Consider the following 17,665-nt stretch of genomic DNA (forward strand, 5'->3'; position numbering starts at 1 on the left):
GCAGGGTGACGCGCGCGCGTGGCGGGAGCGACTGGCGGGGGTTGTAGCGGGGGTGGTTACAACTCGGGCAGCGGATAGCGGGCCTTGATCGCCTCGACCGCCGCCATCCAGGCGGTGTAGTCGGGTTCGGTGCCGCTCACCAGGGCGTCATAGTCGGCCTCGTTGCGGAGGGGGTCGGACTCGGCGGCGTAGGCGGCGCGGCGCAGGTCCTGGATCTGCCCAAGCGTCGGCGGTACGGGATCAGGCTCGATGTAAGGTTCGATATCGCCGAACTCCCCAGCCAGGATGCGTGCATGGAGGTCGCGTCCATGCGCCTCGGGATCATCTGGCGAGGTAGTGAATGGAATCCAGCCATATGCCGGGTCGTAAACTTCGCAATCAAAAGTTCCATGACTGTTGAATCGTGGAGACCGTACTTCCATCAGGCAATCCTCAAGTACAGGGTGGCATCAAATTCCAGTCCATAACCCATCGCCCGCCAAGTGCCGGGCAACGGGGTGTTGGACCCCGATTCCGAGGTGCTTGAGTACTGCAAGACCGACCCCGCCACAGTCGCTCCCGGTGCGGTCGTCCCCGCGGTCCGTATGGCGAAGGCATACGTTCCCACCCCGCCTATCCCCGCCGCTGCCATAGCGGCCAGCACCGAGGCGGCAGTCGCATCCGCGCTGATGCTGACATTCGACCCAGCGTTTACTGGTACCCCGTTGATAATGATGCTGGAGGCCAATGCTGCCGCTTTGGCGGCCGTTTCGGTTTTGCCCAGTTTTCCGGCCAGGGCATTGGTCATGGTGGTCGCGAAGTTGGGATCGTTGCCCAGGGCGGCCGCTAGTTCGTTGAGGGTATCGAGTGCCGCAGGCGAGGAACCGACCAGGGCGGCAATGGCCGCGCGCACAAATGCCGTGGTGGCGATCTGTGCACTGTTCGTTCCGGCCGGTGCAGTTGGCGCAGTCGGCGTGCCGGTAAATGCCGGTGAGGCCAACGGCGCGTAAATCTCGGCAAGCTGGCGGGCGCACTTGATCTCTTCCCATGTCGACCAGGTGTTCTGGTAACGGCTACGAAACCAGAATCCATCGACCGTTGCCCGGTAGGGGAACGCCACCTGCAGCACCGAGGTTGTCCCATCGCTTGCTGTGCGGAGGTGCTGGTGGAGATACCAGAAGAACTCACCGGCCTTTGGACTGTTCTTTGCGGTGACGCCACCATACAGATTCGGCAGTCGGCCGCTGTAGGGGTATTGCGTCGGCAGGTTGTTGAAGTCCACCTCGTTGACGGGGCCGGTCATCTGGCCAAACCCGAGGTCGCCCATGCGCACTGCCCGGCCCACCGTCCGGTCTGTCACCGACGTCGTGGCATCCAGTAACGCAGCGCTGCGCAGTTCCAGCTTTGCGCGTGCCTTCGCCGGGGTGTCAGCCGCGATCAGCTCGCGGGCGAAGGTCGGGAATGCCGTCATTCCGAACTCGTCCGGCCCGGTCGAGTAGATCAACTGATTCGCAGCCATCACCTGCTGGGCCAAGGTAGTCAGCCGGGCATTGAGGGGCTGACGTTCGCTGTCTCGCCTGTCGACATACTCCCGCGTCGCCAGCACGATCGACGGGTCGATCTTCAGCTGCACATTCGCCGTGTTCCCGAACACCACGTGCATGCGGATGGTCTGGGTCCGACCACTGCCCTGGTTGAGCTGCGGCTTGTAGCTGGGCGCCGGTGCAGCGACGGCGATCAGGTCGCCATCGGCATCGCGCAGCGCGGTCTCCCGAATCCAGAACCCACCGATGTTGGGCGGCAGCACCAGTTCTGCGATCAGCACGCCGGGATCGTCCGGCGACGGGTAAAGGGCATTCAGCGGCGCGTCGTGCACCACACGGATCAGCGCGGTCTGGTCGGGGCGTGGCACCGGGTCGGGCGCCTGAGTCGGCTCCCCACCGCCATCACCCAGCTGCATGCGGGTGATTTTCCAGGGAATCTGCAGTGCGTTGGCGTTGGTCTGCTTGGCGACCCCCACGTTGGTGAGGAACCCGCCGAACTGGGAGTTCGCGTTAGCCATTGAGGTACACGTCCAGGATGTCGTTGGTGTGGTCGGTCACCGCGTGGTAGGCGGTGACATGAATGTCGAGATCGGCGGATTGCCAGGGGAGAATGTCCAGCACGTCACCGTCGGTGAGCGCGCAGCCGTAGAAGGCCGGCACGCGGGTGTCGAGGGCGATGTCCAGGCGGGTGATGTGGCGGCTGGCCGGCTTGGCGTCTTCGATGAACAGCACCAGGGCGTCGTACAGCTCCTCGCTGATGCCGTTCCCCAGCGTGCCGATCTCCAGTTCGAAGGTGCCGCGTGGGCCGGGCGGATCGGTCTGCCACCACTCGACGATGCGGATCAGGTAGCCGAGCGGTTCCACCACGCGGCGCAGGGCGCCGATGGTGCCCTTGTGGCGGTGGATGTACGGGCTGGCCTTGATGACCTCCCGCTTGGTGCGTTCCGGCCAGGCGTCATCCCAGCGATCCACCGAACGCTCCCAAGCCAGGTACGGCAGCAGCGGCTCCGGACAGCGGTCCGGGTCGTGCAGGTCGCGGACCGGGATCGGTACCCGCTCGATCTGTGCCAGGCCCTGGGCTGCGCGGTGCTCCAGTGGCGTGGCGTTGGGTGGCAGCAGGTCGGCGGTCATGTCCGCACCTCGATGCTGTACCCCGTGCAATAGGCGGCCTGGGCATAGGTGGGCGCTATGTCGGCCCAGTCCACCAGTTCCACCCAGCTCACGCCCTCGACGTGCAGGGCGGCCTTGAGCAGCGAATCGGATACGCGCGCGCCGATACGCCTACGTGGGTTGATGACGGCCGCCAACCTGGCCTCAGCCGCGGCGCGAGCGGCAACGGCTTCGGGGCCAGCAGTGTTCATGTGCAGCACGGCGGTGATGCTGTACGGCAGCACCTCCACGCCTTGCACCGTCAGGCGGTCGCCCACCGGCCGGCGGTCCTCGTCGGACAGGTAGTCCGCCACGACGGCCAGCAGCTCGGCATCGGTGCCGCCATCACCCAGGGCGGACTGCACTGTCAACACCACCTCGGCGCCGGCCGGGCTGTGGACGCTGGCATCGGCGACCCGGCCGGAGGCGCTGCGGGCGTGGAAGATGTAGGCGTTGCGTGCACCGGCGGAGCTCAGGCCCTCCCAGGCCATCTGGGCGCGCTCACGCAGGCTGTCGTCATCCTCCATCACGGCCGGGCTGTTGGCGGTGGCCGGGGTGATGACCAGGCGCTCTACCTCTACGCGAGCGGCGGCGTGCTCCAGATCCTCGCCCTCTGCGAATGCCAACATCGTGGCCAGGGCGGCTTCGTTGACCCGTTTGCGCAGCAGCAGCTCGCGGTAGGCGTTCTCCTGGAGCAGCTTGTTCAGCGGCTCGGATTCCAGCTCCAGTTTCGCGGCGATGTCCGCCTGCTCGGCGGCGGGCCAGAGCGAAACCATGTAGGCCTTGCGCTCGGCGAGGATCTGTTCGTAATCCAGCGCCTCCACCACCTGGGGCGGCGGCAAGCGGGACAGGTCGATGGGCGTGTAGGTGCTGCTGCTCATGCCATCGCCCCCATCTGCAGCGGCACCCGCAGGTTCAGCCGCTCGTTTGTGTCGACGCGCTGGCCGTCCAGGTCGAGTAAGGCCTGGCCGGGGCGCTCGCCCAGGCTTAGCGCCACGGCGCTCAGGCTGATGCGCGGCTCCCAGCGCATCAGGGCCATGACGATGGCGGCATAGGCCTGCAGCGTGGTCTGACCGTTGAGGGGCCAGTCGATGAGATCGGGCAGCAGGCTGCCGTAGTCGCGGCGCATGATGCGGGTGTTCAGCGGAGTGGTGAGGATGTCCGCGATGGACTGGGCCAGGTGCTCGCGCTCGGTCAGGGCGCGGCCGGTGGTTGCGCTCATGCCGGTCATGGGATGGGGACTCCCGACGTGCCATTGCCGGGCAGAACGCCACTGGTGCGGTGCTTGGTAAGGCTGATGTCACCGGCCAGCACATCCGCGTCGGTGGTGATGTCATCAACGGCGGTAACGCCGGCATCGGTGCTGATGGCGTCTGTCGCGTGCAGGGTGCTGTCGGTGCTCACCGCTTCGGTGGCGTGCAGGGTGCCCTCGATGCGCACCGGCCCGACGATGCGCGAGCCGCCAGTGGCGATCAGCTCGAAGGTGCCGCCTTCGGGCAGTTCGGCGCGCAGGGCGTGGGCGGCGGTGTCGTACTCGATGACAGCGCCGTCGCGGTAGGTGCGGCGGTGGCGGGTCGGGCTGTCGTCTGGGGCCGGGAAATCGTCGCCGTACAGGCCGACCAGGGCGAATGCCTGTTCCGGGTTTCCGGAGGGGCACAGCACCAGGCATTGCTCGTTGACGCTGGGCGGGTCCCAGGTGCGGTCTTCGCCTGCGCGCTGGGCGAACACCATCAGCCAGCCGGTGAGCAGGCCGCCGGTGGCCACGCGCACGCGCAGGGGCGTGTGCTGGACCTCGGCGATGACTCCGGGACGGATCAGGTTTTCGATGCGGCGGATGACGTCGGCGATATTCATGCCGGCGATGCTGCCGCCCGCGCGCGCAGGGCGCACGGGCCGGGGGTTGTAGCGGCGGGGTTTACAACGCGAGGTGGTGCAGCAGGCGGTCTCGGATCATTTCCAGCTCGGCCTCGGTGAAGCCCAGCAGTTCGCGACGGGCGTAGCGGATCTCGGGGCCGTTGCGCTCCGGCCGATCCGTCAGGCCGTGCTGGTGGGTGTGGGCGATGCGCCCGGCGCGGCCAGTGATGACAAGGGCGATGCTGTCGGCGTCGCTCTGCAGCTTGAGGTGCTTGGCCTGGCGCAGCTTGGCGAACATCTTGATGCGGCCTTGTCGGCGCAGGTTCTTGCGAGGCTTGCGCGGTGCGTAGGCGCTGCCGTCCGGGTTCTGCTGGGCGGCGATGCGCTGCTGCTGGCTGCGGCGCAGCTCGCGGGCGAGGGTCTGGTTCAGCTTGCGCCGCTCGGTGGGCTGGAGCTTGGCCAGCAGCGCGCCGGCCCAGTCTTCCAGGGCGTTGAGGTTGTCGCTCATGCCGGGGCCTCGGGGCTGTCCCAGTCGGCCAGCGGCTCGCCGTTGGCGATCAGTTGCCAGTGCCTGGCTTCAAGGTAGGGCTCGGGTTGCGGCTCGTCCGGGTGGGTGACCTGCAGGGTGCCATCGGCCTGCTTCTTGACGATGACGCGCTCGGTCAGCGGCAGGGTGATGGACAGGTCCACTGACTTGTTCGACAGGATCTCGGCCTCGAACTTGATCGAGCCGTTGGCCTTGTCCAGGTTCTCCAGCAGCTCGCGCTGGTGAGTACCCACCCAGGCCAGCAGCGGGATCATCACCGCGTCCGGGTGACCGGGGAAGTCGGTCAGCACCACGTTGAGGTCGTACTGGTATTCGAACGACAGACCCGGCGCGGCGGTGCAGCGCAGCGAACCGGAGTCGATGAACACCAGCAGGCTGTCCTTGCGATGGCGCAGCTGGGGGACGGCTGCCTGCAGGTGGTCGCGCAGTGATCCGTGCTTGTTCATTGGGCGGCTTCCTTGGGCTGAGCAGCGATCACCGTGTCGACCTTGGCCGCGCACTCGGCCCAGGCCAGTTCCAGGGCGTCGGCGTCCTGGAACAGTGCGCCGTTATTGTCCGGCGCCGTCGCTGGCAGCACGCACGGCGTCACGGCGGGACAGCCAGTCACGATAAGCGTCGGCGCCGGTGAGGGCGGGGCGCTCGCGCAACCGGCGAGCAGCAGCAGGCAAAGGCTGGTCAGCCCAGCGGCGCAGGTCTTCGTTCTCACGTTTCAGCTCCTCGATGTCGCGCTGGCGGGCGGCCAGCAGGGTGCGCAATTCGGTGGTGCGGGTTTGCAGCTGGGCCTGGGCGGTGCGCTCGGTGGCGAGGGTGGCGGCCAGGGTGTCGGCGTTGGCCTGGTGCTGCGCGGCGGTTTGCTCGGCCTGTTCGGCGCGCTTGACGGCGAGTTCCTTGCCGGACTGGGCGGCGTCGATGCGGGTTTGCTGATGCCAGATCAGCAGGGCCAGCGCGGCGACCAGGGCGAGCAGCCAGCGCGTCATGCGGCGGCCTGCAGTGCGTCGCTGAATTGCTCGAATGCCCGAGCCAGCTTCACGTCGTACAAATTGCGGGCGTAGGCCGGGCCGTTGTAGCGGCGGGCGAACTCGGCCCACTTACGGCCCTTGAGTGCCTTGTGCAGTGCCGGATCGGCTTCGATGAAGCGCACGAACGCTTCCAGGTGCTCGGCTTCGTGGCGGGCCATGCGCTCGGTGAAGTCCTGGGTGGTGTCGTAGCCCAGGGCCTGCCAGTGGTAGCCCATCACCTGGAACAGTCCCCAACTGGCGGATTCCAGGGCAGCGGTGTCATGCAACAGGCGGGCATTGGCCAGGCGCTGATGCTCGGCGGTGTCGCCGACGTAGCCGCCTGGCCGGCGACTCACCAGGCCGGGGTGGCGTGCCGCCAGGGCGTCCGCCTCGGCTTCGCTCAGGCCGTTGACCTGCAAGCGTTCGTGCATCACGTGCCGCTCGAACAGGATCACCGGCCGGCCATTGGCGGCGAAGCCCTCGCCGCGACTTTCCACGGCATTGAGGGCCATGACGCTGGCCAGCGGCACGCCCAAGCGGTCGGCGGCGCGTTGCAGGTCGCGCTGGCCGAGCAGGCGGCTGGTGGAATGGCCGGACAGGGCGGCCATCGTCTTGGGTCCGGCCACGCCATCGACCACCAGGCCGGCACGTTGCTGGAAGGCCCGCACGGCGCGCTCGGTGACCTCGCCGAACTGGCCATCGGGCAGCAGCCGCGGATTCGCGCCCAGCTCGTTGAGGCGCTTCTGCAGATGGAGCACGTCGAGGCCGACGTCATCGAGGCGCAGGGTCATAGGGTGTCCGCCTTGCGGTTGTAGAAGCGCTTGAGGCCTTCGCGGATGCCCTCGGCGCCAATCAGGCCGATGAAGCCCCCGAAAAGCGGCGAGTAGGAGGCAGGAATGCCGAGCAGCCCGAGGCCGTTACTGGCCGCCAGGGTGATGAGGCCGCAGATCAGAGCCTCCAGCGCGATGCGGCGCCAGGTGCTGCCGCCATTCAACAGGCGGGCAGCGGCGATGGCGGCGGCGAGCAGGGCGGCGTACAGCGCGGGGAAGTTCTCCTGCAGCCAGGCTGCGAAGAACGCCCAGGTTTCAGGACGGTCAGGCATGTTGTTCATCTCGTTGGCCCTCGGAGAGGGGGTGGTCGGTCAGTCCCATAGGTTCACCACGTCGCGCTGGGTGGCCTGGGTGGCCACGGCGGGCATCCGCACCAGCGTGCCGATGGGCAGCACCGGCCCCAGGCTGGCCAGCCCGGGGTTGGCCTCCAGCACCTGCTCGACCACGCCGGCCGTGCGGCCGTAGTACCGCCAGCAGATCGCGTCGAGGGTGTCGCCCTGGGTGGCCCGGATCGTGTCCATCAGATGAGCTCCACCGTGCTGTGGGTGATGCCCAGCAGGTCGCGGATCGCGTAGCGGGCGTCGCGGCGGTATTCGTCGATGCTCGGGGTCAGGTCGTCGGCGCGCTGGTTGCCGGCGGCGGTGGCGTCGAACGTCCGGTAGCGCTCGGCCAGCTCGGCGCCGGCGGTGCAGTAAATGGCGCGGCGGTAGAGGTGAATCAGCCCGCTCAGGCCTTGCAGCTCGGCGGCCGGAACGTCGGCCAGCGTGGCGTAGCCATCGGCCTGGTATTCGGCCTGCAGATGGGCCAGCTCGCGGTTGACGCTGAGCATGGCGTTGACAGCCGCCAGTTCCAGGCGGGCGTTGCTGACGGTACCGTCCATGCGCAGCGAGGCGCGCAGGTGGTCGGCATCAATGTCCGGCCAGAAGCCGTCGTTGGTCAGGGTGAAGGCCTCGGCGGTGCCGGTGGCGATAAATCCGCTCATCAATGCCTCGGAGTCAGGTCGGCGGTGGTCGGGGCTTCACAGCGAAGGATTCAACCTGCTGATCCGCCCCGAGCCGCCGGGGTCGCGGGGACGCTCGGTTATGCCTCGGTGGTGACCGTGGCGTGTTTCTTGAGGAGGCGCGTGGCGCGCTCCAGGTCTTTCTTGCCGCCGCAGTTTTGGTGCAGCTCGATGGCGCGCAGCACGTGGGAGTGGGCAGCGTTCAGCTGGATCAGTTGCTCAAAGGTTGGAGACTCGTCCGGGACTAGACCCAGCAGCACGCGGGCGAGGGCCAGGTGCAGCTTGGCGCGCGCCTGGTCGGGCATGTCCTGCTCACGGGTGAGCTCCTCGGTCTGCTCCAGCACGGCCAGCTCGAAGGGCTGGCCGAGCTTGAGCGCCTTGAGCGCGGCCTCGGCGATTTCCTCGGCAACCAGGGTGCCGGGCGTACGCGCGAAGCGATCCGGCATCGGCAGCTTGTGCTCCAGGACGTAGCGGGCGAGGGGCAAAGCGCTGTGCCAGTCGCCAATGTCGAAGCACCAGACCATCAGGGTGGCCAGTACCTCGTCCTGGGCGCCGACGCCGGCCGAAAGCACGCCGTCGATATACGGGGCGTAGTGCGGGACCAGTTGCCGCTTGAGCTCGATCTTGCCCTCGGTCGATTGGATCTGTTTCAGACGGTGGCGGTCCTGGTGCAGCTGGGCCAGCTGCAGCTCGTAGGACGTCGCACCCGCCATGGAGGTGGCCGGCGCAGCGGCGGCGGCCTCCTGGGCCGCGCGTTTGCGCAGCTGTACGCGCTGGGCGGGAGAAAGAGGCTTGAGCATGATTAGACGGCCTCGATGTTCTCGACCAAGGCCACCAGACCGAAGTCCTCGACCACATAGGCCTCGTTGCTGGACTGATAGTCGGCGATGCGGTCGAATTCGGGCTCGTCCTTGATGTGCCGACGGCGGGCGCCTTCCTGCCAGTAAATGGACAGGTTATCCAGAGTGGTGATCAGGACCGTGCCATCCGGGAAGAACGGGGCATCCTCGATGGGCAGGCCAGCAAGGCGGGCCTTCGCGATGATCTCGTCACCAGCCAGCTCCTCCTCGTTGGAGCTTGCGCCCTTTTCCAGAGCCTTCAGCAGCTTGTTCTGCAGCAGGTTCCGGGACACGAAGACGCGCAAACCTGGTTGCTTGCGGTGCCAGGGCTCCAAGAGCTGCAGGGCGTCGAATACCAGACCTTCCAGAGTCTTGTAGTCACCCGCCGCGCCGATGGTCACCTTACCGGAGGTCTCGACGACTTCGTCGATTACCCGGTCGGGCGCGCTGGTGCGGATCTTCTGCAGCCAGCCGATGTTCACGTCCTGGAGCAACGGATACTGTTCGAGATTGGTCGCAGTAGCCGCGTGAGTGCCGTTGAAGCCGATCATGATGCGGTCGAGTGCTTGCTGACCGGCGACAGCGTTAGCAATACGCGCTTGGAAGTCCTTGAATTTTGCCCAAGCATCCAACTTTGCATAAGGAACGGAGCTGTCGAAGTCCGTCTTCTTGCAGACGTAGGAATCCTTGGTCAGCTTGGTGCGATCGGCAGGGTTTCGGCGGTTGCCACCTGCTGTGTTGGTGCGGCTGGCGATCGGGCTATTGGTACCCAGATCCAGGGCTTCGCCTTCCTGCTCGTTCACGCCCATGATGTTGATGCGCTGCAGGAATTCGCTGGATTCCTGGATGGCGGTTTCCAGCTTTTGCTGCACCGACGGGGTGACATTGAACTTCTCGGTGGCGGACTCGACGCCGTTGAGTTTGGCCACCTGCTGCAGGTAGCCGTTGAACGCTTTGCGGGTTTCGTTACGCATGGAGTGCTCCGGGGAAAAGAGTCAGAACTGGGCCAGTACGACGCCGTCGCCGCCGGCTACCGGCGGGCGCTGTTGTTGGCTGTGGTCTTGGGTGTTGCCGAGGGTTTCTTTGAGGGAGGCCAGGTCACCCGACAGCGTGGACAGTTGGGTTTCCAGCCTCTGGCGGGCGGTCTTCTCGGCGTTCAGCGCTTCGGCTTGCTCTGCCGAGTGCTTGGCGATGGCTTCCAGGGTCTCGGCCAGCTCGCCGAACTGCTCGTCGGTCTGCTTGCCCTTGCCCAGCAGCTCGCTGACTTTCTTGAACAGGCCGGCGACCTTGGACGGGGTGTCGTCCACTTCCTCGAACTCGAGTTCGGTTTCTTCGGCAGCGGTAAACAGGTTGTCCGCGTGCAGCTTGCGATTGGCCAGGGTGCCTTTCTGGGCGCTGAACTCCAGGGCTTCGGTGCCCAGGCTGGCCGGGCTGTCGGTCACGGCCAGGCCGACCAGGTAGGCCTTGCCGGTCTTGGCGAAGTTGGGCTGCACCTCGATGGAGGTGTAGATCTTCTGGCCCTTCTTGTTCAGGGCGATCAGCGCTTCGGTGGGCTCGATCTGCGCGAACAGGGCCAGCTTCTTCTCGCCGGCGATGTCGACTTCCTTGGCTTCCAGGGAAAGCACGTCGCCATAGCTGCCGAACACGGAATCCGGGGCCAGGCCCTTGATGTGTTCGCAGTTCAGACGGGCACCATAGGTGTTGCGGTTGTAGGTGGCGGCCATGTCCTCGATCCAGCTGCGCTGGATCTCGCGGCCGTCCGTAGTCGCGCCTTCGACGGCGACACGGAACAGCTTGGAGCGGAATTTCTTGCTCATCGGTGGATGTCCTCAATCCGGTCTGCGGGTGTGCAGTGGGTTGAGGGCATGGTCGGCAGGCGCGCGATGAGCGGCAACGACGGGGAGTTGTAGGGCGGGGCGTTACAACCCCCCGTGCTAGGGCGGTTCGCGCGCGGGCGGCAGCATCGCTGCCATTGCTGAATGCCAGAGCCCCGCCATGACTGAGACCGTAGCAATCCCCATCCGCGATAACCGCCGGCAGGCCAAGTTCCTGTACTGGCTGGGTTGGCGCATCACCGACATCGCCGACTTCCTGGGCGAGCCGGAGAAGACCGTCCATTCCTGGAAGGGCCGGGACGAATGGGACCGGGCCGATACCCTAGAACGAATCGGCGGCGCCCTGGAAGCCCGGCTGGTGCAACTGCTGCTCAAGGACCCGAAGACCGGGGCGGACTTCAAGGAAATCGACCTGCTGCACCGCCAGTTGGAGCGGCAGGCGCGCATCCAGCGCTACCAGGGCGGCGGCACCGAAACCGACCTGAACCCGAACATCGCCGCGCGCAACGAGGGGCCGAAGAAGGCGCCCAAGCGTAACGAGTTCAGCGAGGAGGACATCGAGAAGCTGCAGGAGGCGTTTCTCGATACCTGCTTCGACTACCAGAAGGACTGGTACCGGGCGGGCAATCAGCGCACCCGCATGATCCTGAAGTCGCGCCAGATCGGCGCCACGTACTACTTCGCCCGCGAGGCGCTGCTTGATGCGGCGATCACCGGACGTAACCAGATCTTCCTCTCGGCCAGCAAGGCTCAGGCGCACCAGTTCAAGAACTACATGCAGGACATGGCGCGCGAGGTCCTGGACCGCCAGCTGACCGGCGACCCGATCATCCTGGCCAACGGCGCCGAGCTGCACTTTCTGGGCACCAACTACCGCACCGCCCAGGGGCGGTCGGGAAACTTCTACTTCGACGAATTCTTCTGGACCCACAAGTTCGAGGAGCTGAACAAGGTCGCCTCGGGCATGGCGCTGCACAAGAAGTGGCGCAAGACCTACTTTTCGACCCCCTCCAGCAAGGGGCACGAGGCCTACAAGTGGTGGACCGGCGAGCGGCTGAACAAGGGCAAGCCGAGCGCCCAGCACATCAAGCTGGATGTCAGCCACGACGCCCTGAGCCAGGGGAGGCTGTGCGACGACAAGATCTGGCGACAGATCGTGACCATCCTCGACGCCGAGGCCCGCGGCTGCGACCTGTTCAACCTGGACGAGCTGCGCTTCGAGTACAACGCCGAACAGTGGGCCAACCTGCTGATGTGCGAGTTCGTCGACGACGGCGCGAGCATCTTCCCGCTGACGCTGCTGCAGCCCTGCATGATCGACAGCTGGGAGGCCTGGGCCGAGGACTACAAGCCGTTCGCGCAGCGCCCGTTCGGTGATCGTGCGGTGTGGATCGGCTATGACCCGGCCGAGTCCGGCGACAGCGCCGGCCTGGTGGTGGTCGCGCCGCCCATGGTGCCCGGCGGCAAGTTCCGCGTGATCGAGCGCCACCAGTTCCGGGGCATGGATTTCGCCGCCCAGGCCGAGTTCATCCGCCAGGTGACTCAGCGCTTCTGGGTGACCTACATCGGCATCGACACCACCGGCATGGGCACCGGCGTCGCCCAGCTGGTGCGCCAGTTCTTCCCCGGCCTGACCACCTTCAGCTACTCGCCCGAGGTGAAGACGCGCCTGGTGATGAAGACCTGGGACGTGATCAAGAGCGGCCGCCTGGAGTTCGACGCAGGCTGGACCGACATGGCCTCCAGTCTGATGGCCATCCGCAAAACCATGACGGCCAGCGGCCGCCAATTCACCTACACCGCCGGGCGCACCGACGAGACCGGCCACGCCGACCTCGCCTGGGCGCTCATGCACGCCCTGCACAACGAGCCGCTGGAGGGCCGCACCGCCCAGAACAGCAGCTTCATGGAGATCTATTGATGAGCACTGAAACCGCTGCGGCGCAGCCCGGCATCGAGGCCTTCACCTTCGGCGACCCGGTACCGGTGCTCGATGGCCGCGAGATCCTCGATTACCTGGAGTGCTGGCAGAACGGCCGCTGGTACGAACCGCCGCTGTCGCTTGACGGCCTGGCCAAGTCCACCCGGGCCAGCGTCTACCTGCAGAGCGGCATCGGCTTCAAGCGCAACATGCTCGAGCGCACCTTCATCCCGCACAAACTGCTCAGCCGCGCCGCGTTCGGGCAGTTCGCCCTGGACTGGCTGTGGTGCGGCAATGCCTACCTGGAGAAACGTCGCAACATGCTCGGCCAGGCGCTGGGCCTGCTGCCGCCGCTGGCCAAGTACATGCGCGTGGGTGTCGAGGCGGGTGAGTACTTCCAGGTGCGCGGCTGGAAGGACGAACACGCCTTCGAGGTTGGCACGGTGCTGCACCTGCGCGAGGCCGACATCAACCAGGAGATCTACGGCCTGCCGGAGTGGCTGGCCGCCCTGCAGAGCGCGCTGCTCAACGAGTCGGCGACCCTGTTCCGGCGCAAGTATTACCAGAACGGCAGCCACGCCGGGTTCATCCTCTACATGACCGACGCCGCGCAGAACGAGGGCGACGTTGCCGCGCTCCGCACTGCGCTGAAGAACGCCAAGGGGCCAGGCAACTTCCGCAACCTGTTCATGTACGCCCCGGGCGGCAAGAAGGATGGCATCCAATTGCTGCCGGTGAGCGAGGTGGCGGCCAAGGATGAGTTCGGCAGCATCAAGAACATCAGCCGCGACGACCTGCTGGCCGCGCTGCGCATCCCGCCGCAACTGATGGGCATCGTCCCGCAGAACGCCGGCGGCTTCGGCAGCCTGCGCGAGGCAGCCGAGGTGTGGGCCATCAACGAACTCGAACCCATCCAGGCACGCCTGCAGCAGGTGAACGACTGGCTGGGCGAGGAGGTGATCCGGTTCAGGCCGTTCGAGTTGCCGGCAAAGGGTTGAGCCAGACCCGGAAACGAAAAAGCCGCCTCAAGGGCGGCTTTTTTGTGATCGAAGATCCGGTGGCAGCGGTGGCCTTACGCTGCGTCGAACTCCTCTTGCTCTTCGAGCTCCTCTTCAGCATCCGGTCCGGGTGCGGCAGGAAGTTTCTTCGTTGAAACCAGGGTGGTGACATCACTCCACTCTTCCATGCGGAATACGTGCACCCGACGCACGTATTCGCAGAAGCTCGGCGCCTGCGTTTTCAATGTGGACTGAAGCTGCATGATCGCAGTGATAGGGTTTTGCTCGGCCTCTGTGTGGTAGAGCGACCCTTGGGGGTGTGCAGTGAAACCACACTGGGCGAGGGCTTGAGGAATCTCAGTTTGGTAGATCCGAGTCCTCTGAGCGGCGCTCAAGCCGGCTGCTTTCATAGCTTTTGTGTCGAGATCAAAGGCAATCGCGTAATGAGCCATTTGGGCTTTCTCCATATGCAGCCGGTACCCGGTGATCCTCGCGAATTCATCAGCCATTGTCTAGGGGTTCGCTGGCTAAGGGCGGCGCGCGCAATCGTCCCCCCGCCACGCCTGCGGGCTTAATGTGTCGCTTTTTCTGCGCCCCTGCGGGCAGGCGTGAGCCGCGCTAATGCTGGTGGGTTGAGGAGGTTTGGCGGTGCCGATTTCCCTGCGAATCCCTGCACGGTGGGGTGGTTTAGCGGTACAGGGGGAGTAGGGCAGGGGAGCGAGGTTTGGGTGGGGGGATGCTGGAGAGGTAATTTCAGTTAGCCCTACCCCAAGCCGTGGCTGTAACCCGCATGAACACTGGGTTAGGGCAATTACCTTGGATGGTGATTTTAGGTAAGGGTAAAGGTTAGGTTTTCTCAAGCCCTTGATTTACAAGGCTTCCAGCTTCTTGGGTGGCAACCTGAAAAAAGGTAATCAGATAACCATTACCTAACCGTTTCCTAACCTTGGCTGGAACGACCGCAGCCCAAGCGCCGCAAGGGTTTCAGCGGGCCGGTCGCCGGACATAACCGAAATTACCCCAGATTGAGGGGTCAACATAAAACGGCGGAAACCCCATCCGGCCGCCCCGGATGACCTGATCCGTGCGCTTTCTCTGGGAACACTCTGGGAACAAAACAGAGAGGGAAACAAACGCTCTCGCCTGGATGACATCCGCTGAAAGCCTTGAACCACGCGGCTTTGCGGAGGAGGGGAGCTTGAGAGATGGTGCGGACGGAGAGACTCGAACTCTCACACCTTGCGGCGCCAGAACCTAAATCTGGTGTGTCTACCAATTTCACCACGTCCGCGTGGTTGAAACGAAAACGCCAGACTCAGGGTCTGGCGTTTTCTCGAATATGGGGTGGACGATGGGAATCGAACCCACGACACCAGGAGCCACAATCCTGTGCTCTACCAACTGAGCTACGCCCACCATATTGCGTTTGCTTGTGCCAAAGCTGCCTTTATGGCGCACCCGGCAGGACTCGAACCTGCGACCATCCGCTTAGAAGGCGGATGCTCTATCCAGCTGAGCTACGGGCGCCTATTTCTGCTATCTCGAAAGAGCGCAAATGTTGGCTTTGATTGCAGTTAGCCTTTGGTGAGGCTTGCTGCCTTCATGCCCAGCGACTAGCTGTGCTCGACAAGCGGGGCGTATGTTATTCATGTCGCCATACCTCGTCAACAGATTTTTTAAAAAAATCCTGTGAGATAAATGGGTTACGTCTGTCTGGCCTTCGCTGCTTTTGCCTTCGGGGGCTGGCGTGCGAGAATGCGCGCCTTCTATTTACCCTTTGTGATGGTTGACCAAGCGTAATGACCGCTCAATTGATCGACGGCAAGGCGATTGCCGCCCGTCTCCGCCAGCAGATCGCCCAACGGGTTGTCGAACGTCGTCAGCAGGGGCTGCGCGCACCTGGTCTGGCTGTGATCCTGGTGGGCTCTGATCCCGCGTCCCAGGTTTATGTGGCGCACAAGCGCAAGGATTGTGTCGAGGTCGGTTTCGAGTCCCGTGCCTACGACCTGCCGGAAACGACCAGTCAGGAAGAGCTGCTGGCATTGATCGACCAGCTAAACGCAGATCCTGCAATTGACGGCATCCTGGTGCAGCTGCCTCTGCCGAAGCATCTGGATGCGTCCCGGTTGCTGGAGCGTATCCGTCCTGACAAGGATGTGGATGGTTTCCATCCTTACAATGTGGGTCGCCTTGCGCAGCGGATTCCATTGCTGCGCCCTTGCACGCCGAAAGGCATCATGACGCTGCTGTCCGAGACAGGCGTCGATCTGCACGGCCTGGATGCCGTGGTGGTTGGGGCATCCAATATCGTTGGGCGTCCCATGGCGCTTGAGCTGTTGCTGGCTGGATGTACCGTTACGGTCACCCATCGCTTCACCAGGAATCTGGAGGAGCACGTCAGTCGTGCCGACTTGGTGGTGGTTGCCACGGGGATCACTGGATTGGTGAAGGGGCACTGGATCAAGCCGGGTGCCATCGTCATCGATGTAGGTATCAATCGCCAGCCGGACGGGCGTTTGGTTGGTGATGTCGAGTTTGAGGCGGCCAGCAAGCGTGCCGGTTGGATTACGCCGGTTCCCGGCGGGGTGGGTCCTATGACCCGTGCCTGCCTGCTGGAAAATACGCTTCATGCGGCGGACAAGTTGCACGCTTGAGCCTGTGTCGCGAGAACGGCACCCTGCGGGGTGCCGTTTTTATTGGTGTGCTAGTGAGACAAGTGCTGCCCGTGTGCCCGGTCGTAGTGCTTGGGCTGCCCGATGCCATTGCAGGAGAGTTTATGAATCGTTGTCAGCCGGCCATCCTCGAAGCGCCGGTCCCTTTGCAAGCTCGCCATTTGTTCTTCTCGTTGCGTTCGCCGGATGAGTTGCGTGGGGCTCTGGATCGCCTTGTGCCATGGGTAGATGGCCGGGCTGTGGTGGTAGGGCTGGGGCAGTCTCTTGTGACGGCGATGGGGTGCTGTGTTTCGGGGCTTCGTGAGTTCCCGGCCTTCGAGGGTTCGCTCGTTGAGGTTCCTGTCACTCAGTTTGCGCTGTGGTGCTGGTTGCGGGGGAGTGATCGCGGCGAGCTGCTGCACTTGTCCCGGCGATTGGAGGTGGCGTTATCCCCTGCGCTGTCTCTTGATCACGCTGTTGAGGCCTTTCGCCATCAGGCGGGTCATGATCTGACGGGCTATGAAGATGGCACTGAAAACCCGCTTGGCGAGGCGGCAGTCAAGGCGGCGATTGTTGTCGACGGTGAAGATGGGGAGCTGGGTGGTAGTTTTGCCGTCATCCAGCGGTGGGTTCATGATCTCGACTATTTTGAAAGCCTCCCTGGTTCTGAGCAGGACGACATTTTCGGGCGTCGCAAAAGTGATAACGAAGAGCTGGATGAGGCTCCGGAGTCGGCGCATGTGAAGCGGACGGCTCAGGAGAGCTTCGCACCGGAGGCGTTTATGGTGCGTCGCTCCATGCCGTGGGTCGAGGGTGCGCGGGCGGGGTTGATGTTTTTGTGCTTCGGACGGAGTTTTGATGCATTTGAGGTGCAAATGCGCCGGATGGCGGGAGTCGATGATGGGATTGTGGATGCGCTTTACCGTTTCAGTCGGCCGGTAAGTGGCGGTTATTATTGGTGCCCGCCGCTGCGTGAGGGTGTGCTCGATCTGTCCGGGGTACGGGTTGGTTGAAGTTATATAAAAGAAGCCTTGACCTTTGGCTGAGGCTCCTTATAATGCGCCCCACTTCCAGCGCAGAGCTGCTGAAAACTCCTTGTAAATCAACGAGTTGGATGTTCGGATCTGCTTGGGGGGGGGGCTCGCTAGAGGAAGCGGGCTGCTGGTCGAGGCGGGGTTGACAGTGTCGTTTGGCGCTGTATGATTCGCCTCCCGCTGCAGAGTCTGGTTGAACCGGCTCTGGGTGGTAAGCAGTTGAGATGAAACGAAAAAGTTCAAATCAACGCTTGACAGGCAAAACGGCCGCTGTAGAATGCGCGGCCTCGGTTGAGACCTTCGGTCAGATCGAAACGCTCTTTAACAACTGAATCAAGCAATTCGTGTGGGTGCTTGTGGGTGCATCGAGTGATAGTCGCCAGTTTAACAGCATCACACGTAATACTCGTGAATCACAGTGTTTTCTGATATTGCTGAACCACGTTTAGGGTTTTATAAAAACAAGATTAGGATTTTAATTGAGAG

21 protein-coding genes, 3 tRNA genes and 1 pseudogene are annotated in these 17,665 nt (G+C 64.1%); 4 read left to right on the forward strand and 21 right to left on the reverse strand.

What is annotated here, in order from left to right; genetic code table 11:
• Positions 1–56: 56 nt before the first annotated feature.
• From PT85_RS17945 to PT85_RS03700, 17 genes and pseudogenes are all read right to left on the reverse strand, one after another.
• Entirely contained in the window at positions 57–422 is a 366-nt protein-coding gene (locus PT85_RS17945; RefSeq protein ID WP_139182039.1) for a hypothetical protein, read from the reverse strand.
• The gene (locus PT85_RS18245; protein ID WP_052237595.1) at positions 422–2,041 is read right to left on the reverse strand and encodes a phage tail-collar fiber domain-containing protein; all 1,620 of its coding nucleotides are present in this window, start codon (positions 2,039–2,041) and stop codon (positions 422–424) included. Before PT85_RS18245 ends, PT85_RS17945 begins: the two co-directional genes overlap by 1 nt.
• Complete coding sequence (locus PT85_RS03635; protein WP_039605930.1) at positions 2,034–2,654, reverse strand: phage tail protein I; 621 nt, start codon at positions 2,652–2,654, stop codon at positions 2,034–2,036. The genes PT85_RS18245 and PT85_RS03635 overlap by 8 nt, the downstream gene beginning before the upstream one ends.
• Positions 2,651–3,553: a baseplate J/gp47 family protein gene (locus PT85_RS03640; RefSeq protein ID WP_039605931.1), complete on the reverse strand. Its 903-nt coding sequence runs from the start codon at positions 3,551–3,553 to the stop codon at positions 2,651–2,653. Before PT85_RS03640 ends, PT85_RS03635 begins: the two co-directional genes overlap by 4 nt.
• The gene (locus PT85_RS03645) at positions 3,550–3,903 is read right to left on the reverse strand and encodes a GPW/gp25 family protein (RefSeq protein WP_039605932.1); all 354 of its coding nucleotides are present in this window, start codon (positions 3,901–3,903) and stop codon (positions 3,550–3,552) included. Before PT85_RS03645 ends, PT85_RS03640 begins: the two co-directional genes overlap by 4 nt.
• Positions 3,900–4,526, reverse strand: a complete 627-nt coding sequence (locus tag PT85_RS03650) for a phage baseplate assembly protein V (RefSeq protein ID WP_065365778.1) — start codon at positions 4,524–4,526, stop codon at positions 3,900–3,902. Before PT85_RS03650 ends, PT85_RS03645 begins: the two co-directional genes overlap by 4 nt.
• A gap of 61 nt (positions 4,527–4,587) precedes the next feature.
• A complete protein-coding gene (locus tag PT85_RS03655; protein ID WP_039561426.1) occupies positions 4,588–5,034 on the reverse strand; it encodes a phage virion morphogenesis protein in 447 nt (148 codons plus the stop codon).
• Positions 5,031–5,519, reverse strand: coding sequence for a phage tail protein (locus tag PT85_RS03660; RefSeq protein ID WP_039605933.1), 489 nt, complete (start codon positions 5,517–5,519; stop codon positions 5,031–5,033). The genes PT85_RS03655 and PT85_RS03660 overlap by 4 nt, the downstream gene beginning before the upstream one ends.
• Positions 5,516–5,779: an Rz1-like lysis system protein LysC gene (gene lysC, locus PT85_RS18200; protein WP_214442705.1), complete on the reverse strand. Its 264-nt coding sequence runs from the start codon at positions 5,777–5,779 to the stop codon at positions 5,516–5,518. Before lysC ends, PT85_RS03660 begins: the two co-directional genes overlap by 4 nt.
• Positions 5,703–6,050, reverse strand: a pseudogene (locus tag PT85_RS18250) (Rz-like lysis system protein LysB); the annotation flags it as partial. The pseudogene PT85_RS18250 and the gene lysC, both read right to left, overlap by 77 nt.
• Positions 6,047–6,862 carry an N-acetylmuramidase domain-containing protein gene (locus PT85_RS03670; protein WP_039605935.1) on the reverse strand — a complete coding sequence of 272 codons (816 nt, stop codon included), beginning with the start codon at positions 6,860–6,862 and terminating at the stop codon, positions 6,047–6,049. The gene PT85_RS03670 and the pseudogene PT85_RS18250, both read right to left, overlap by 4 nt.
• Positions 6,859–7,173: a phage holin, lambda family gene (locus PT85_RS03675; protein WP_039605988.1), complete on the reverse strand. Its 315-nt coding sequence runs from the start codon at positions 7,171–7,173 to the stop codon at positions 6,859–6,861. Before PT85_RS03675 ends, PT85_RS03670 begins: the two co-directional genes overlap by 4 nt.
• Before the next feature lie 39 nt (positions 7,174–7,212).
• Positions 7,213–7,422: a tail protein X gene (locus PT85_RS03680; RefSeq protein ID WP_039605936.1), complete on the reverse strand. Its 210-nt coding sequence runs from the start codon at positions 7,420–7,422 to the stop codon at positions 7,213–7,215.
• Positions 7,422–7,883 carry a head completion/stabilization protein gene (locus PT85_RS03685; RefSeq protein WP_039605937.1) on the reverse strand — a complete coding sequence of 154 codons (462 nt, stop codon included), beginning with the start codon at positions 7,881–7,883 and terminating at the stop codon, positions 7,422–7,424. The genes PT85_RS03680 and PT85_RS03685 overlap by 1 nt, the downstream gene beginning before the upstream one ends.
• A 98-nt stretch (positions 7,884–7,981) precedes the next feature.
• Positions 7,982–8,701 (reverse strand): phage terminase small subunit, encoded by a 720-nt coding sequence (gpM, locus tag PT85_RS03690; protein WP_039605938.1) that lies wholly within the window; start codon positions 8,699–8,701, stop codon positions 7,982–7,984.
• Positions 8,702–8,703: 2 nt separating this feature from the next.
• Entirely contained in the window at positions 8,704–9,714 is a 1,011-nt protein-coding gene (locus tag PT85_RS03695; protein WP_039605939.1) for a phage major capsid protein, P2 family, read from the reverse strand.
• Positions 9,715–9,735: 21 nt separating this feature from the next.
• Entirely contained in the window at positions 9,736–10,557 is an 822-nt protein-coding gene (locus PT85_RS03700; protein ID WP_039605940.1) for a GPO family capsid scaffolding protein, read from the reverse strand.
• Between the two features lie 178 nt (positions 10,558–10,735).
• Between PT85_RS03700 and PT85_RS03705 the strand changes: the two genes are divergently transcribed.
• A complete protein-coding gene (locus tag PT85_RS03705) occupies positions 10,736–12,496 on the forward strand; it encodes a terminase ATPase subunit family protein (RefSeq protein WP_039605941.1) in 1,761 nt (586 codons plus the stop codon).
• The gene (locus PT85_RS03710; RefSeq protein ID WP_052237596.1) at positions 12,496–13,494 is read left to right on the forward strand and encodes a phage portal protein; all 999 of its coding nucleotides are present in this window, start codon (positions 12,496–12,498) and stop codon (positions 13,492–13,494) included. Before PT85_RS03705 ends, PT85_RS03710 begins: the two co-directional genes overlap by 1 nt.
• 74 nt (positions 13,495–13,568) lie before the next feature.
• On the opposite strand, the gene PT85_RS03715 is transcribed toward PT85_RS03710, so the two are convergent.
• The 4 genes from PT85_RS03715 to PT85_RS03730 all read right to left on the reverse strand — a co-directional run bounded on the left by PT85_RS03715 (position 13,569) and on the right by PT85_RS03730 (position 15,021).
• Positions 13,569–14,003, reverse strand: coding sequence for a hypothetical protein (locus PT85_RS03715; protein ID WP_039605942.1), 435 nt, complete (start codon positions 14,001–14,003; stop codon positions 13,569–13,571).
• Positions 14,004–14,700: 697 nt separating this feature from the next.
• A tRNA-Leu gene (locus PT85_RS03720) sits at positions 14,701–14,785 on the reverse strand.
• A gap of 49 nt (positions 14,786–14,834) precedes the next feature.
• A tRNA-His gene (locus PT85_RS03725) sits at positions 14,835–14,910 on the reverse strand.
• A 34-nt stretch (positions 14,911–14,944) separates the two neighbouring features.
• Positions 14,945–15,021, reverse strand: a tRNA-Arg gene (locus PT85_RS03730).
• 272 nt (positions 15,022–15,293) lie between these two features.
• Here PT85_RS03730 and folD point away from each other — a divergent pair.
• Together folD and PT85_RS03740 are read left to right on the forward strand one after the other, a co-directional pair.
• A complete protein-coding gene (gene folD / locus PT85_RS03735; protein ID WP_027590377.1) occupies positions 15,294–16,148 on the forward strand; it encodes a bifunctional methylenetetrahydrofolate dehydrogenase/methenyltetrahydrofolate cyclohydrolase FolD in 855 nt (284 codons plus the stop codon).
• A 122-nt stretch (positions 16,149–16,270) separates the two neighbouring features.
• Positions 16,271–17,158 (forward strand): Dyp-type peroxidase, encoded by an 888-nt coding sequence (locus PT85_RS03740; protein ID WP_039605943.1) that lies wholly within the window; start codon positions 16,271–16,273, stop codon positions 17,156–17,158.
• Positions 17,159–17,665: the final 507 nt, after the last annotated feature.

It is taken from the genome of Pseudomonas flexibilis, from assembly GCF_000806415.1.
GTDB lineage: Bacteria > Pseudomonadota > Gammaproteobacteria > Pseudomonadales > Pseudomonadaceae > Serpens > Serpens flexibilis.

Excerpts from the sequence above, each read along its gene's own strand:
- PT85_RS03650 (WP_065365778.1), bottom strand. The coding sequence starts at position 4,526 with ATGAATATCGCCGACGTCATCCGCCGCATCGAAAACCTGATCCGTCCC.
- PT85_RS03705 (WP_039605941.1), top strand. The coding sequence starts at position 10,736 with ATGACTGAGACCGTAGCAATCCCCATCCGCGATAACCGCCGGCAGGCC.
- PT85_RS03640 (WP_039605931.1), bottom strand. The coding sequence starts at position 3,553 with ATGAGCAGCAGCACCTACACGCCCATCGACCTGTCCCGCTTGCCGCCG.
- PT85_RS03685 (WP_039605937.1), bottom strand. The coding sequence starts at position 7,883 with ATGAGCGGATTTATCGCCACCGGCACCGCCGAGGCCTTCACCCTGACC.
- folD (WP_027590377.1), top strand. The coding sequence starts at position 15,294 with ATGACCGCTCAATTGATCGACGGCAAGGCGATTGCCGCCCGTCTCCGC.
- PT85_RS03645 (WP_039605932.1), bottom strand. The coding sequence starts at position 3,903 with ATGACCGGCATGAGCGCAACCACCGGCCGCGCCCTGACCGAGCGCGAG.
- PT85_RS03710 (WP_052237596.1), top strand. The coding sequence starts at position 12,496 with ATGAGCACTGAAACCGCTGCGGCGCAGCCCGGCATCGAGGCCTTCACC.
- PT85_RS03670 (WP_039605935.1), bottom strand. The coding sequence starts at position 6,862 with ATGACCCTGCGCCTCGATGACGTCGGCCTCGACGTGCTCCATCTGCAG.
- PT85_RS17945 (WP_139182039.1), bottom strand. The coding sequence starts at position 422 with ATGGAAGTACGGTCTCCACGATTCAACAGTCATGGAACTTTTGATTGC.
- PT85_RS03695 (WP_039605939.1), bottom strand. The coding sequence starts at position 9,714 with ATGCGTAACGAAACCCGCAAAGCGTTCAACGGCTACCTGCAGCAGGTG.
- PT85_RS03680 (WP_039605936.1), bottom strand. The coding sequence starts at position 7,422 with ATGGACACGATCCGGGCCACCCAGGGCGACACCCTCGACGCGATCTGC.
- PT85_RS03700 (WP_039605940.1), bottom strand. The coding sequence starts at position 10,557 with ATGAGCAAGAAATTCCGCTCCAAGCTGTTCCGTGTCGCCGTCGAAGGC.
- PT85_RS03635 (WP_039605930.1), bottom strand. The coding sequence starts at position 2,654 with ATGACCGCCGACCTGCTGCCACCCAACGCCACGCCACTGGAGCACCGC.
- PT85_RS03715 (WP_039605942.1), bottom strand. The coding sequence starts at position 14,003 with ATGGCTGATGAATTCGCGAGGATCACCGGGTACCGGCTGCATATGGAG.
- PT85_RS03675 (WP_039605988.1), bottom strand. The coding sequence starts at position 7,173 with ATGCCTGACCGTCCTGAAACCTGGGCGTTCTTCGCAGCCTGGCTGCAG.
- PT85_RS03740 (WP_039605943.1), top strand. The coding sequence starts at position 16,271 with ATGAATCGTTGTCAGCCGGCCATCCTCGAAGCGCCGGTCCCTTTGCAA.
- PT85_RS03655 (WP_039561426.1), bottom strand. The coding sequence starts at position 5,034 with ATGAGCGACAACCTCAACGCCCTGGAAGACTGGGCCGGCGCGCTGCTG.
- PT85_RS03660 (WP_039605933.1), bottom strand. The coding sequence starts at position 5,519 with ATGAACAAGCACGGATCACTGCGCGACCACCTGCAGGCAGCCGTCCCC.
- PT85_RS18245 (WP_052237595.1), bottom strand. The coding sequence starts at position 2,041 with ATGGCTAACGCGAACTCCCAGTTCGGCGGGTTCCTCACCAACGTGGGG.
- gpM (WP_039605938.1), bottom strand. The coding sequence starts at position 8,701 with ATGCTCAAGCCTCTTTCTCCCGCCCAGCGCGTACAGCTGCGCAAACGC.